The following is a 15,319-nucleotide window of genomic DNA, read 5'->3' as shown; positions in this document are numbered from 1 at the left end:
CTTTCATTTTATGACTTGTTTTTAGAAACAAAATATCTCAGCTTATAAGGCTTTTATTTCATTATAAATTTTCTGTGTGACAGGCGTTTCAATACTCAATTCTTTTCCGAAATTCAAAACGGCACCCCCTAATAATTCAAGTTCATTATTTTCTTTTCCGGAGTTGACGTCAAGTTGTAGAGATGTCGGAGTTTCAAAAGGAAATGTAGCTGCTTTTTCAAATGTTTTCTGAATAATATCTTCATCCAGAGCAATTCTTTTTTTGTCAGCGATCCTTTTAATTTCTTTCATGATTTCGGAAGCTTCAGTTCTCTGATTTTCATCTGTGCATACCATTCCAATGGAAGAATTATGTTTAGCTGTCACCAGTCCGAAACTGGCAATGAAAATATATTTCGTCCAAATATCTGCCAGTGAATTATCTTTAAAATCAAAATCAATTTTACTTTCTTTCAATATATCAACAATCCAATCCACATCCGCAGAAAAATGTTCAGGATCTCTTCCTACAATCATTTTCCCTGCTTTTCCTTTATGCTCTACAATTCCTTTTTCTTTGATATGGGAAGCTACATAGAGACAAGTCGGCAGAATAACGTTATCAGGAATTATTTTTCTAATTCTTTCGTAAATATCCGCACCATTCATCATGGGAAGCAGTACTGTTTCGCTGCTGATCACCTCTTTAAGCTGCTGGCAAATATTTTCCAGGTCATATTCTTTTACACAGATCAATAGTAAGTCTGCATTTTTCACATCACTGATATTCTGCTCTATGGCATCAGGATAAGTATGATCTACAGGGTGCTCAGGCGAGAGAAGAACCAGTCCTTTTTCTTTTACCTTCTGATAGGTTTCTCCTCTTGCTACAAAACTGACTTTATATTTTTTGGAAGACTCATTTTCCTGGTTGATTTTAAAACCGAAATATCCGCCTACTCCACCCAATCCAAGCACCGCAATATGTTTTTTGCTCATAAATTTATTTTTAACAAAGATGAGATCCAAATTCTAATATATCACTTGACAAATGAAAAGAAATTAGATTTCAGACATGAGACCTGAGACCTGAGACTTTTATTAATATTAGAAAATGTCAATCGTTAATTTTGCTTTGCAAGTGAATAGTAAATGATAAAGTCAAGGAACCAGCAACGTTATTTTAACCAGCAACTCAATACACTCCTATACTCTCAAACCCAAAAACCCTCCAATTCTAAAACCTGTACGGTTACATTTTATGAATATCTCTTCTGATGCGGCTTAATGAGCTGTCTTTAATTCCCAGGTAAGAAGCGATGATCTTCAGAGGAACAAACTGGAAAATATCGGGATGCTTTTTCATCAGATTAAAATATCTGGTGGAAGCTTTCTGGCTGGCCATTTCGATCAACCGGTCGTGAATGCTGTAATAATTAAGAACAAAAAGAAGCCTACTGAATTCTCTGAATTCCGGGATGTTATGAAAGTTGTGCTGTACATTTTCCAAACCTGTTTCCCAAAAAGAACATGCAGTAATGGTTTGGTATATTTCTTTCGCAGGCTGCTGTCTGAAAAACGACAGAAAGTCGTTGACAAAACAGGGCGCTGCATAAATATTAGTGGTAATTTCTTCGTTGTCCTCATTAAGGATAAAGGAACGGACATAGCCTTTTTCCAGGAAAAATGTTTTGGTACTGATCTCATCTTTATTCAACAAAACTTCATTCGCTTTGAGTTCAAAGTGACTGAATGTCTCTGTGATTTTTCCAACCACTTCTTCTTTGATGTCAAATAAGGAATGGAAATAATTATTAATCGGGGACTTATTCATTATAATAAAGTACTGCAGTAAGGATCAAAATTAAGCAAAATCCGGAACAGTTCCTTTATGAATCAGTTTTATCAATAAACCGTATCGATACAATGTGTGTGACAACTGAAAAAAATTAAAGAGATTTGTATCTTCGAATATTCAACATTCAAAAATTATTAATATTGAAAACTCAGCCCATTATTGCAGTTCTGTTCCCTGGAGATATGGGAACCCAAATAGCAAAAGCACTTATAAACCACAACTTTAAAGTTATCACTGCAGGAGAAGGAAGGTCGGAAAGAACATTACAGAATATAAAAGAATTAGGAATTATTGATACTCATTCTCTTCAGGATACTGTTGAGCAGGCTGATGTTATCCTTTCGCTTACCAGCCCGGAAGGAAGCCTGAAAGTAGCAGAAAGTATTATTTTCTGTCTGGAAAAAGCTTCAAACTGCCCTCTCTATGTCGATTTAAACTCTAATACTCCAGCTCTTGCCGCTACTATTGAGCAACTATTCTTGTCAATAGATATTCCATTCGTGAATGGAGCAGTAATGGGAGCTTCCAAAGATATTCCTGACCATGCTGTGTTGGTGGTGAGCGGTATGTACGGAAATTTGTTTATCAATCTGTTTGCTCCTGTTTTTAAAATAAAAGATGCCGGTGAAAAAACAGAGGCAGCATCAGCATACAAACTCCTATTTTCTATGGTGAATAAAGGAATGAACGCCCTGTTTTTTGAAACCATGACTGCAGCAGCCCATTTCGGTATCCTGGATGAACTGAACGAAAGTCTTCAGGAATTCCTTCCGGGAACCTATCAGGACCTCATGAAAACAACGCCTACCTATCCTCAGCACATTGTGAGAAGAATTGATGAAATGAAAGGTCTGGCCGAAATGCTGGAAAGTGAAAATCTCCCTAACATCATTGCTTCCGGAACTGCGCAAACCTTTGAAAGGGTTTTAGAATCTGGTATTTTTGAAAATGAAAAACCTGAAGGAGTCATAGAAACGCTGCAGAATTTTAAAAAACTATAGTTGAGATTTAGAATTCTTCCCAGCCTTCATTCTGCGGGTCATATTTTGCAAATTCACCCGTATCTGTAAACTCAGATGCAGTCATTCCTACTTCAAAAATGGAACTTTCACTCAAATTTGCATTGAAATAAAGGCCTTTATCGGTAAGTAAGGCATTTCCAAAATCTTCATCAGAATGGCTGAAATGAATTCCCGTTTCATCTTCTCTTACCAATGCATATTTATACTTTAAAAGGCGTTCTTTCAATCCCGCTATCTGTTCTCCCGTGAATGGAACAAGATTTTCTTCACGGTCAAAAAAGCTGTCGTCATCGGCGGCCTTCTCTTTTTCTTTTGTTTCAATGCTGAATAACTGGATATTATAGCTCATGAGGGATATGTGATTATACGTTTGCCAATATAATACTTTTATAGGTATCTATACGGTCTGTTTCTTTAAACATATTACAGAGAATGATTAATTCATCCGTACCATACTCGTCCGCTTTTTCCCGGAGCCTCGCTGAAATATTTCCCGGTGTATCTGTAATGATATGATCCAGGATTTTAAAAAATTCTTCTTCATCTTCACTTCCCAATATTCTCTGTTCAACTGTTTCTGAGGGAAGAAGTGCTTCCGGCGCCTGTATATGCCTTGCCTGCAGAAACTGATAAGCCATTCCGTAGGCATTGTATTGAGCTGATTTCAGATCTTCTGCTACAGATACCGCAACAGCCACCTGGAGCGAAGGAACCGGACTGTACTGGTTTCTATCGAATTCGCTTAAATAAGTTTCGGTACTTTTCGTCCCCTGATCATTTCTCATAAAATCAGCATATGAATACCCCACGCCATGTTGAGCTGCTTCCCTGGCAGATTGAATTCCGGAGCCAAGCCATAGGATTTCAGGCAGGTGAGTAAGGCCTTTTGGCTGGGCAATAAGCTCTTCATAGACTCCCTTCTCTTCTTTAATGTATTGTATGATCTCTTCAAGTTTAGTTTCCTGACTGGATAAAACAACGGGGCGGTGGTTATTCAATGCGGATACGGCATCTTTTAATCCTCCCGGAGCTTTCCCCAAACCCAGGACAAACCGTTCCGGATAAAGACTTTCCAGCATTTTGGCCCATTCTGCGATCTTGTAGGCCGAATAATTTTTCATCATGATCCCTCCGGTTCCTACTTTGATTCGTTCAGTTTTGCTTAATATGATGGCAGACAGAATTTCAGGACTTGAACTTCCATACGCTTCCACCCCGTGATGTTCGGAATAGATGACACTATGAAATCCTGCTTTATCAGCAAACAGCGCCAGATCAATGCTGTTCTTCAATGCCTGTAGTGAACTGCCCCCTTCAATGGTCGGAGATTGGTCCAGGATCCCTAATTTCAATTTCATGCCTGCTGTTTACTTTTAATTTAAAACTACATATTTATCTATTGAACACTTATACTTTTGAAGATGAACATGAGTTCCTGAAAACTTTTTATAAAAATACCAAAAATTTAATGATCTGTTAAAAGCATCCTTCCTGTTTATTGATAATTTTGGACAGATTTAAACTGGCTATGTTGTACATTTTAATGGTTGTTATCCTGCAGGCTGTAATTACGCTGGCTGTCTTACTCTGTCTTGCCAAGAACAGAAAGTCTTTTCACAATATGCTATTGCTCTACATTGTGACCGTAGTAGTGGATATGGGCTATGAATATTTCATCATCCAAAGATTCGGATATGAATCTATTCTTTATGAAATACCGGGCAGTCTGAGAGTTTTTAAGGGTTTGATATTTCTGTACATTACTTTTTATCTGATTAATTTCAAACACCGGGACAAACTGAAATACCTGCTCTACCCTTTCTCTCTGATCGTTCTCATCCATACCTTTGGATTGTCAGCAAAGCTATTCGGTTACAAAGAAGGAGATCTGATTATTAACTTGTACTCAAAGTATTTTGCCAATTATTATATTCATTATTGGACAGGAAGTCTTTTCATCTGTATTGTTCTATTGTCCCAGTATCAAAAAAAGATCGAAAACCCTTTTATAAAAAAATTCCGGCTATTTTTATCTTTTGTGTTAGGGAGTGTTTTGGTTTTCTGGTCAAGCTACAAATTAGGGCTGGATATTCTTCTGTTTCAAAAAATGTATAACCTTTCATTTTTAATCCAGTTTGCCTGGATATTGTACGTTTATATTTTAACGTACCACGAACAGCAGAAAAAAGACACCCTTATAGTCCCTGAAGAGCCTCTTTTTAAGGAAAAATACCAATACAAGGATCTTTCTAAAATAGATTTTGAGAAGGTAAAATCTTCTATAGAGGAATTTTATGACAAAAGCATTATCTATCTGGATGAAGACTTTACCCTGGAGCAGCTTTCACAGTATTTATCTATTTCCAGAACCGATCTTACCATTACGTTCAGCCAATATCTTTCTTCCAACTTTCATGAATATACCAACCGTAACCGTGTTTTACAGTTCAAACGCATGCAGGAAGAAGAGCCTGATTCCAATGTTACGGATCTAGCCTACCAATGCGGATTTAAGTCCAAGTCTACCTTTTACAAATATTTCAAAAAAGAGTTCAACTGCCTGCCAACAGATCATGTTTTATAACGTCCAAATGCTATATTACAATTATTTAACAAATACAAATATCTAAAAATCAACACATTAAATAATGTTCAAATCTAAACAAGTCTGTTAAAATTTAAATGAACTGAATTCTTTCTCAGGGAAAACATCTTTGTGCAAAATTTATAAAATGTTACGAAGAAGATTTTTTTTAACCACTGCAGCTGGCTTTTTTCTGGGAGGCCTTACGATGGCCCAAACCACAGTGCATGGTGTTGTGGCTGATCAGCAGGGAAACCTGCCTAATGCTTTAATCTATATAGAAAATAAAGCAGAAAAAATAACGTCGAATACGGACGGGTCTTTTGTATTAAGCAATATTCCTGACGGAAATTACAGACTGATTATTGAATATTCAGGTTACGAAAGTATATATTTACCTTTTATAGTCGCTGATAAGAAGGCGGTTGATCTGGGCTTAATCAGCCTAGGCGAAAAAAAAGCGAAAGAGAATGCCATTCAGGAAGTAGTGGTCACCAGCGCTTATAAAGCGTCACAGGCCCGGGCTATTACCATGAAGAAAAACTCTAACACCATTACGGAAGTTCTGAGTGCAGATGCTATCGGGAAATTACCGGACCGTAATGCTGCAGATGCGGTACAGCGCATGCAGGGAGTCTCCATTGAAAGGGATATGGGGGAAGGGCGTTTTGTTGCCGTGAGAGGTACTCCGGTTCAATGGACTTCTTCCACATTGAATGGCAGCAGAATGCCGAGCGCAAGTGGTGATAATGCCAACAGAGGAGTCCAGATGGATATCTTCCCTTCTGAGCTTATACAAAGTGTACGTTTATCTAAAGCACTGACTCCTGATCTTGATGGCGACGCTATCGGCGGAAATGTGGATTTCATTACAAAAACATCCCCCAACAAAGAAACACTGGCCATAAGTACTGCTACCGGATATGTAAATATGTCCAAATCTCCAACGTTTAACTCTTCCATCGTTTATGGAAACAAAATTACAGAAAAGCTGAAATTCATTTCCTCTGCGGTGATATGGCAACGGTCTAGTGCTATAGACCAAATGCGGAATATTTTCAATTATGGTTTGGCAGATCAGACCGCATCTTATTCCATCAATCAGTTACAGCTTCGTGATTATCTGGCAGACAGAAGAACTTTGGGGTTCAATTACGCAATGGACTATGACATCAACAGTAAAAATAAATTGTACTTCAAAGGGCTGTACAGTCAGTACAAAGACGGACAGTCTGTGCGGGAAACCTATTTTAATTTTGACTCTAAGAATGTAACACTTCAGGCAAGACATGCCGATTATCTTACCGATTTATATTCCATGCAGGTGGGTGGGAACCATCAGATTGGCCAGCGCTTAGAAATAGACTGGTCTTTGTCTAAAGCCAGATCAAGTTTTAAATTTAATTCTCCGGAAAATTTAGAAGACCATGACAGAGGCTACCCGATCATCAATTTTGTGCAGCCTATGACCTATGGAAACCTGGCTTCTGATGGCAGAAAATACTTTGCCATGGATGCTCCAGGCGGAACGGGTGATCCGGCAGACTTTACCTTACCTCATAATCAGAGCCCGGTTTCTGCCAACCAGCTAAAACTGAATCAGGTGATCCTCAGCCAGAATCGTAACAGCGAAACCGATCTTCGGGGTCAGGTGGATCTGAAATATACCGTTTCGGAGCATTTTAAACTTCAATTCGGAACAAAATTCAATAATAAAGAAAAAGTAGTTGATGCTGCGGTATTGGTTTGGATGCCGAAATCAGCACTGGGTATTCCGGGATCTCCGTTAAGCTATATGAGCCAGTTTGAACAGACACCTTTTCCATTTAAAGGAGGTTTTATGAATCCTATCGGTAATCCTTATCAGTCAGTCATGATCAACCAGATCACTAATGGACAGATCGACCAATTTTATAATCCCGCTACTCAAAATATTCTGGGACTGCAGCAGGTAAGCGGAAAGAACAGCAATTCCAACATGACCAGCTCCTACAGAGGAACAGAAAATGTGTGGGCCACCTATGTAATGGGCACATGGCGGGTCAATGAGAACTTTCAGCTGGTGGGCGGTGTAAGAAATGAATATAATGATATTTCCTTCTACGGCAAGAAAGTAGTTTCCGATAAGTCCGGAACTGTGGCAGAAGATATTAAAGACGGGAAAAAATACAACCTATTTCTGCCTATGATCAATATGAAATGGAAATTAACTAAAGATCGAATACTGAGAGCCGCATACACCAGATCTTTTGCCAGACCTGATTTTAATGACCTCAACCCGGGAACTATTGTCAATGATCTGTCCAATACTGTTGTCCAGGGAAATACTCAGCTGAACCCCACTTTTTCCAATAATTTCGATCTGATGTTTGAAAACTATTTCGGAAAACTTGACCTTGTCACCGCCGGAGCTTTTTATAAGGACATTACCGATCTGATCTACAAAGACCAGTCTATCCTTAACATCAATGGACTTCCATACACCTTTACCACTCCTAAAAATTTAGAAGGGGCAAAACTATACGGCTTCGAAATCGGAATCTCCAAACGATTTGAAAGGCTTCCCGGATTTCTGAAACATCTTGGTTTTGAAGGAAACTATACCTATATCAATTCCGAAATGAAAATGCCCGTCTATGAAAACGGAAAACAGACCGGAACCATGAAAACGACCATTCCCAATCAGGCCAAGCATATTTTTAATACCATATTATTTTTCGAAACCAGTAAGCTCATGCTCCGTCTGGCTGGAAATTATAAGGGAGATTACGTCAGCGAAATAAGAACAGCTGCCGGTCCCGATCATTATCAGCATTTTGATAAAAACTTTACGGTAGATGCTTCTACGTCGTACAGCATCAATAAAAATATCAGACTGTTTGTAGAACTGAATAATATTTTCAACGAGCCCAACCGGTATTATATGGGAGAAAAATCCAGAGTTGAGAACCTCTCCTATTCCGGAATAAGAGGCCAGCTTGGTGTTAATTTCAATTTTTAATAATACAAAATAATTATCCACTTTATGAAAAAGTATATGTATACTGCTGCAGTAGCTGCAGCCTCACTATTCCATGCCCAGGAAAAATGTAAAAACATCAGAATTAACCAGATACAGGTACTGGGAACTCATAATTCCTATGCAGAACCGGTAGATCCCAAAGTATTGGATCTTGCAGCGCCTATTATCAAGAATCTGATGGCAAAATACAGTTCAGGAATGTCCTCTGAGCAGAAAGCTAAATTCCAGGAATACCATCCTAACGGAATGGATTTTACAGAGGCCCTCAATTATAATCATCCCGGTTTTACAGAGCAGCTTAATGCCAATCTCCGCGGCCTTGAGCTGGATGTTTACTATGATCCGGACGGCAACCGCTTTAATCATCCGGCATCCTACCGCGTCTTACAGGAGAAAGGCGTAAAAGATCTGGCACCGCACAATACCAAAGACCTGGACCAACCCGGATTTAAGCTTCTGCATATGGCAGATATTGATTTCAGATCGCATTATCCGACGTTAAAAGATGCCCTTAAGGAACTTCGGAAATGGTCGGATCAGCATCCTCAGCACACTACCCTATTTATTATGGTGGAAGCCAAGGACTCCGGATTTCCTATTTTCCCCAATTCTACCCAGGTTTTACCTTTTACCCAAAAAGCTTATGATGATCTGGATCAGGAAATTTTACAGTATCTGGGGAAAGATAAGATCATTACTCCTAAAGAAGTACAGGGCAAGTTTCCTACACTGCGGGAGGCTGTCGTTCATAATAACTGGCCAAAAGCAGAAGACAGCAGAGGAAAATTCATATTCATGCTGTTACCGGGAAGTGCAGGAACTCAGTCTACTAAAAACAGTCCTTATCTTATTGACGGTTCTCTGGAAAAAAGACTAATGTTCATGGAAAGTGAGCCGGAGGACAGTTTTGCAGCCTTTATTTTAAAAGATAATGCAATTGTACGGCAGCAGGACATTCAGGCTCTGGTGAAGCAGGGATTTATGGTACGAACAAGGGCTGATATTGAAACCTATGAAGCCAAGGTCAATGACCTTACCCGATCAAAAGCAGCCTTCAGCAGCGGTGCACAGGTTGTTTCTACAGATTTTTTCCGGCCCGGAAATGTTTATGGAACGTCTTATTTTGTAAAACCTCCCCAGGACAAAGATTATATCCTGAATCCTATCAATGCGGACTGTCGCTAAACCTAATGAAGCATCTTCAAAATTATATTTGAGGATGCTTTTTATTTATCAACCAAGATAGGTTCTACTTTATTGCCACTTCTTTTGGATGTGTTAACGATGTGATCCTTGCCTTCGCATAACTAATCTGTTCTTTTTCTTTCTCAGAATCCGGTTTATTTTTCAGATACAGATTATAGTAAGTTACTGCATTTTTAGCCTGTTTCAGGTTGAGGTCATACAAAAGGCCCAGACGATAGTAGATATTGTTACTGTTTTTAAACATCAGGCCTCTTTTGTAGGCTTCCAGAGCATCTGAAAAACGATTTTTGGATTCATAAATTCCTCCCAAAGCGGTATAATAAAGTGCTGTATGATCAGAAATACCCTCATCAATGGTCTTTTCAGCATATATGGCAGCCTGATCATATTCCTTAAGCTCACGGTAACTTAAAGCCATGAAATACAGAGTCCCTTCATTCTGAACACCAAGATCTTCCAAGGTTTTAAAAAGTGCTATACACCTTTGATAATCTTTTAAATAAAAATAAGCCTGTCCCATTTCATTGATCACGTTGACATCTGTATTTTTTTTCAGAAGATTTTCTCCGGTTTCAACAACCTCTTTGTATTTGCCCAACAGGTTAACTATCGGAAGTTGGGCCTGCTGCAACGTAAAATTATCTTTATCTGCACCAATAGCTGTTTCAAGGACATCATAAGCCTGCTGATATTGTTTGATTTCCCGGTAAGCCACAGCAAGATCGTAAGCAATATCCGGCTCTGTACGGTTTAAGGCATTTGCTTTTTTGAGGTATTGTAATTTGGACTCAGGAGTATCTCCCAAACCAGCTAACTGTTTGTACGCACTGAAATTAAGGCTGTCCAGCTGAATAATTTTCAAAAGATACGCTTTAGCATTCGCTGCATTCCCTCTCTTGGAATTGATACTGGCCAGGCTGAATAAAACCGGAAGACTTCCCGGTTCTACAGCATTGACCTTTAGATAGTTTTTCTCTGCTTCCGGAAGTTTTCCGGACATCATATTGCAATATGCCATCTGCGTCAGAGCTTTTACATCTTTTGTATCTTCAGGATATACACTCTGCAGATATTGGGCAGCTTCAGCATAACGCTGTGATTCATAATATTCAAGAAGTTTTTCCTTATCAATCATCTGAGCATTGATCCCTGAAATGGTAAAAATAAAGAAGCATATAAAGATTGGGAATTTCATTATTGTGATTTATAACTAAATTATCAGTTATTTGGATATTTTCCAAATTTTAGACTAAAATTATTCACAAAATAAAGATTTATACAGAATTGAGTTAAAATTGATCACTTAAGTCCAATTTCTTGTAATTTAGTTTTTTGAAAAATTATAACAGAAGTATACTTCTATGGACAACGAATTCTACTGTAAATTTATTCAACCGGACCCATCACTGGACAGCTTTGTAGAAAATATAGGGATGTTTCATAATCCTGCAGTTGAAGCAAAAGAAGTGGTTATACTCCCTGACGGAAGGGTCGATTTATTTTTTATGCGATCCGGCCCGAATGAATCGTTCAATGTTTTTCTCATCGGATTGGAAACTGCACCTGAGCAGAGAAGTATTCCTTCCGGCACGTTTGCTTTTGCCGTCAGTTTCCGTCCTCTTGCCGTGGAATATATCCTCCACACTTCCATTGCAGACCTGATCAACAGTGGTAAGAATCTTCCTGATGATTTTTGGAATCTGAATGATGATAATCTTAAAAATCTTGAAACATTTACTCTAAAAATAACAGAAAAAATAACAGAACTACTGCCGCAAACCGTTGATGAAAGAAAGCACAGGCTTTTTGACCTCATCTATGCATCAAACGGCGAAATGAGCGTGAAAGAACTTTCAGAGAAAACAGGCTGGAGCAGCAGACAAATCAACCGTTACTTCAATCAGCAGTTCGGACTTTCTTTAAAAGCCTACTGCAGTATTCTGCGTTTCAGAGCCTCTTTAGGCCATATTGCGGAAGGCAAGCTATTTCCTGAACTTAATTTTACAGATCAGACGCATTTCATCAAAGAAATCAAGAAATTTTCAGGGGTTGTCCCAAAGGAATTGTCCAGGAACAAAAATGACCGATTTATACTATTATCCGTATTGAAACAAAAATAATTTTGCATCAGTAAAATTAAAATTACAATACAATGTTAGTAGAAAATAAATCAATAGCCATAATAGGTGCCGGTCCGGGAGGATTGACGCTGGCAAGACTTTTACAGCTTAAAAATGCCAATGTAAAGGTATATGAAAGGGATCTTAATAAAAACGCCCGGGTTCAGGGTTCTCCGCTTGATATGCATGAAGGATCGGGAATGGATGCCATCCGAAATGCTGGTCTCCTGGATGAATTTAAAAAGAATTACCGTCCCGGAGCAGACAAAATGCTGATCGTAAATGAACACGCAGAAATCATATTCACCGACCACGAAACAAAACCTGATGAAGATTTTGGTAACAAGCATTTCCGTCCGGAAATAGACCGCGGACCATTGAGAAACATGCTTCTGGAATCTCTGGAACCTGAAACAGTGATCTGGGACAGTCATTTTATTGCGATGGAACCTAAAAATGGAGGCTGGCAGCTGCAATTCAAGAACGGTTTTTCGGCCTATGCGGATATTGTCATTGCTGCCGACGGTGCCAATTCTAAGATCCGCCCTTATCTTACAGACCTGAAACCCATCTATTCAGGAATTTTAATGCTTGAAGGCAATGTATATAATGCAGAAAAAACGGCTCCGCATATCAAAGAACTGATCAGGGACGGAAAGATAATGGCTTTTGGAACTCATAAAAATCTGCTTATGGGCCAGAAAGGAAGTGGCGATCTTGGATTTTATGCAAGTTTCAGAACCAATGAAAACTGGGCTAAGGAAAGCGGTCTGGATTTCTCTGATCAAATGCAAATACTGGAATGGTTTAAAAAAGAATATGCTGAATGGAGCAGCATCTGGTACGAGCTTTTCGAAAATGCCTCTGTCCCTTTTATTCCGCGTCCTATTTATTCTATGCCTCTGGATCAGTCATGGGAAACAAAACCCAATCTCACCCTGCTTGGAGATGCAGCCCATGTAATGCCTCCGTTTGCAGGAGAAGGAGCCAATATGGCAATGCTGGATGCATTGGAACTGAGTGAATGTCTGACATCGGATCGGTTCACTACTCTGGAGGAAGCCATCAGTCATTATGAAATTCAGATGCGCAAAAGAGCTGCTGAAGCCACAAAAGATTCCCTGGAAAATGGTGACAGAATGCATTCCAAAACGGCATTAGATGATATGCTGGAATTTTTCAGCAGTCATTAAAATAAATTAATTTTTCCGGGCTTTTAAAGATCGGAGACTTCTAGCTCATCAAAGTCTTTGACCTCTGAAAGAGCCATCAGTCCGAGACATTATTTTTTCAGCTATTTCAGTCAGTGAGCATGCGCTTTATGAATTTTAATTCAGAAGAATATTCCGGTAAAAAGTTTTACATATATTTGAAATCAGGGAAAGCATCAATCGTTTTCCATAATAAATATATTCTAACAACTAAAAAACAGACATGAAAAAAGTAACAGGAATCGGAGGTATCCTTTTCAAATCGAAGGATCCAAATGCAATAAATGAATGGTATAAAACCCATCTCGGCCTTGAAACAACTCCCTACGGAACCAGTTTTGAATGGCGTGAAAGTGAAGATACTTCTAAAAAGGGACTTACACAATGGGCTCCTTTTACAGAAACTACCAAATATTTTGAACCTTCTACGAAAGATTTCATGATCAATTACAGAGTGGAAAATCTGGAGGCATTGGCAGAGGAATTAAAAAAGGAAAACGTTACGATTCTGGACACTATCGAAACTTATGATTACGGAAAATTCCTGCATATTCTGGATCTGGAAGGAAACAAGATTCAATTGTGGGAGCCGATTGATTAGTTGTTGTTTAAATTCGTTTAAGAACAAATGATCATATATAAAATTAAAAGTCCGGTATAGTCCGGACTTTTTCTTTGTTAAGTTTTTTAAGGCATCTATTGGGTCACTTTGATCATTGCCCGGGTAATCTGATCTTCTTTTTCTTTTGAATAGGTAGAATCAAAAGGTTGCATCACATCGAACAAATATTGATAGAAAGGAGTGATCTTTTGTACATTTTCAGATTCCTTTATCGCCTTTTCTTTACCCATCTGCTGAAGATCTTTGAGGAAAGTATTGAATTTCTTATCAATCGGTTCTATAGATTTTACCAGGTAAGCATATGCCTTTTCATTCTGTCCCAATTTCTTATAAGCATCTGTAACCGCTGATACCACCATCGAGTACTCCATTGGCTTCACTCTCATCTGCTTGGCTGACTGTCTCTGAAATGTTGGGGAAAGACTCAGATAGTAATCGTACTCTTCAAAGATCTCTTTTTTCAGGATTTCTGCCAGCTGCAGACCTTTCTTCTCCTGTCCTGCAATGATATATCCGGTGACCATAGAGCTTAATGAGCGGGGATCATTGTATTTTTCAGCAGGAATTTCTTTTGAGGCAAGGTCTAATAATTCTATAGCTTTAGCTTTCTGTCCTTTTAATGCCAATGCTGAAGCGGCCCTTCCAGCCGTCATTCTGTAGCCCATAATGTTTGAGGTAGCTGCTTCATCATAATGAATACCCAGGTCTTTAAAATTGCCCCATCTGAAGTTTTTCACAACATTATAAAGTGAGTTGACCTCTACCCTGCCCATATCACCATCCAGGTTTGGAGCTGTATGAATAGGCACTAATTTGTAGCTGAAACCTTCAAACTGAAGATATTCGTCAAGATAAAAGATATTCTCGCTGTCGTAGATTCCTCCTGATGAGAAGTTGATGGGACGTTTCCAGTCGAAATTGGCCAGCATATCCAGCATGATCAGGTTGTTTTTATAAAGCGTGTTTCCTTTATAGGTAATCATGATCTGGTTCACCACATCCGGAAGATCTGCCTGGGTGATAATTCCTGCTTTTAAAGCATTTTCTTTGTTAACCGGAAGAATGAATTTGTTTACCGGAAGAATATTATATTTCTCAAACTTTTCTTCCCCGAAGTACATTTTTAAAAGCTCATCTTTTTCGGGAGATTTGAATTTGATAAAGTCAACAGCCTCTTTCAATGTCAGTGAATCCTGTGTAAGGTATTTTCTGAAGGCTCCGAATTGCGTATCAGGGACCCCCTGTTCTTTCAGCATAGAGAAAACTCCTTCCCAGTCTTCTTTCTTCATCATGTAGATCTGGTCGTTTACACCGTCTCTGTAGTCCTCGTGAGTCAGTTCACTTGGAATTCCTGCCGCATTGTATGTTTTTCTCTTTACCTGATCAATATACCATGGAGTCGCCAGCAAGGTGAAATTTACGGTTTTTACATCATCGCGGAACCGCTCTGTTTCCTGAATAGCCCACACAGGGAAGGTATCGTTGTCGCCATAGATAAAAATGATATCATCTTTAGACAGTGATTTCAGGAATGAATAGGCATAGTCACGCGCTGCTGATTTTTTGCTGCGGTCATGCGGCGTATAGTTCTGGAATCCCATCATAAAAGGGACACCCAATAAAACTACTCCCAAAGCAATGTTTGCTCCGTTTGATTTTATCTTAGACTGGATAAACCATAAGATAGCTCCGGCT

Annotated in this window: 12 protein-coding genes and 1 pseudogene; 7 read left to right on the top strand and 6 right to left on the bottom strand. The window is 38.9% G+C overall.

Annotated features, from left to right (window positions below; genetic code table 11):
• Window positions 1-42 precede the first annotated feature (42 nt).
• Window positions 43-978 (bottom strand): ketopantoate reductase family protein, encoded by a 936-nt coding sequence (locus DRF61_RS18220; protein WP_111959696.1) that lies wholly within the window; start codon window positions 976-978, stop codon window positions 43-45.
• Window positions 979-1,231: 253 nt separating this feature from the next.
• Entirely contained in the window at window positions 1,232-1,813 is a 582-nt protein-coding gene (locus DRF61_RS18215) for a Crp/Fnr family transcriptional regulator (protein ID WP_111959694.1), read from the bottom strand.
• A gap of 164 nt (window positions 1,814-1,977) precedes the next feature.
• Here DRF61_RS18215 and DRF61_RS18210 point away from each other — a divergent pair, with 164 nt between their 5' ends.
• Window positions 1,978-2,838, top strand: a complete 861-nt coding sequence (locus tag DRF61_RS18210; protein WP_111959692.1) for an NAD(P)-dependent oxidoreductase — start codon at window positions 1,978-1,980, stop codon at window positions 2,836-2,838.
• Between the two features lie 7 nt (window positions 2,839-2,845).
• Here the strand turns inward: DRF61_RS18210 and DRF61_RS18205 are convergent, their stop codons facing one another.
• The gene (locus DRF61_RS18205) at window positions 2,846-3,208 is read right to left on the bottom strand and encodes a hypothetical protein (RefSeq protein WP_111959688.1); all 363 of its coding nucleotides are present in this window, start codon (window positions 3,206-3,208) and stop codon (window positions 2,846-2,848) included.
• A gap of 13 nt (window positions 3,209-3,221) precedes the next feature.
• A complete protein-coding gene (locus tag DRF61_RS18200; protein ID WP_111959686.1) occupies window positions 3,222-4,217 on the bottom strand; it encodes an MsnO8 family LLM class oxidoreductase in 996 nt (331 codons plus the stop codon).
• 170 nt (window positions 4,218-4,387) lie between these two features.
• On the opposite strand from DRF61_RS18200, the gene DRF61_RS18195 reads away from it, so the two are divergent.
• The 3 genes from DRF61_RS18195 (at window position 4,388) to DRF61_RS18185 (ending at window position 9,650) form a co-directional block, all read left to right on the top strand.
• Window positions 4,388-5,443 (top strand): helix-turn-helix domain-containing protein, encoded by a 1,056-nt coding sequence (locus DRF61_RS18195; RefSeq protein ID WP_111959684.1) that lies wholly within the window; start codon window positions 4,388-4,390, stop codon window positions 5,441-5,443.
• Window positions 5,444-5,591: 148 nt separating this feature from the next.
• On the top strand, window positions 5,592-8,444 hold the full coding sequence (locus tag DRF61_RS18190; RefSeq protein ID WP_111959682.1) for a TonB-dependent receptor: 2,853 nt from the start codon (window positions 5,592-5,594) through the stop codon (window positions 8,442-8,444).
• Window positions 8,445-8,468: 24 nt separating this feature from the next.
• Window positions 8,469-9,650 carry a phosphatidylinositol-specific phospholipase C domain-containing protein gene (locus DRF61_RS18185; protein WP_111959680.1) on the top strand — a complete coding sequence of 394 codons (1,182 nt, stop codon included), beginning with the start codon at window positions 8,469-8,471 and terminating at the stop codon, window positions 9,648-9,650.
• A 64-nt stretch (window positions 9,651-9,714) separates the two neighbouring features.
• On the opposite strand, the gene DRF61_RS18180 is transcribed toward DRF61_RS18185, so the two are convergent.
• A complete protein-coding gene (locus DRF61_RS18180) occupies window positions 9,715-10,866 on the bottom strand; it encodes a tetratricopeptide repeat protein (RefSeq protein ID WP_111959678.1) in 1,152 nt (383 codons plus the stop codon).
• Between the two features lie 166 nt (window positions 10,867-11,032).
• On the opposite strand from DRF61_RS18180, the gene DRF61_RS18175 reads away from it, so the two are divergent.
• The 3 genes from DRF61_RS18175 (at window position 11,033) to DRF61_RS18165 (ending at window position 13,603) form a co-directional block, all read left to right on the top strand.
• Window positions 11,033-11,791, top strand: coding sequence for a helix-turn-helix domain-containing protein (locus DRF61_RS18175; protein WP_111959676.1), 759 nt, complete (start codon window positions 11,033-11,035; stop codon window positions 11,789-11,791).
• A 32-nt stretch (window positions 11,792-11,823) separates the two neighbouring features.
• Complete coding sequence (locus DRF61_RS18170; protein ID WP_111959674.1) at window positions 11,824-12,984, top strand: FAD-dependent oxidoreductase; 1,161 nt, start codon at window positions 11,824-11,826, stop codon at window positions 12,982-12,984.
• 241 nt (window positions 12,985-13,225) lie between these two features.
• The gene (locus DRF61_RS18165) at window positions 13,226-13,603 is read left to right on the top strand and encodes a VOC family protein (RefSeq protein WP_111959672.1); all 378 of its coding nucleotides are present in this window, start codon (window positions 13,226-13,228) and stop codon (window positions 13,601-13,603) included.
• Window positions 13,604-13,698: 95 nt separating this feature from the next.
• Here DRF61_RS18165 and DRF61_RS18160 read toward each other — a convergent pair.
• A pseudogene (locus DRF61_RS18160) lies at window positions 13,699-15,319 on the bottom strand (DUF2723 domain-containing protein); the annotation flags it as partial.

Source organism: Chryseobacterium lathyri, assembly GCF_003290185.1.
GTDB lineage: Bacteria > Bacteroidota > Bacteroidia > Flavobacteriales > Weeksellaceae > Chryseobacterium > Chryseobacterium lathyri.
This window is presented reverse-complemented; position numbering and strand designations above follow the sequence as displayed.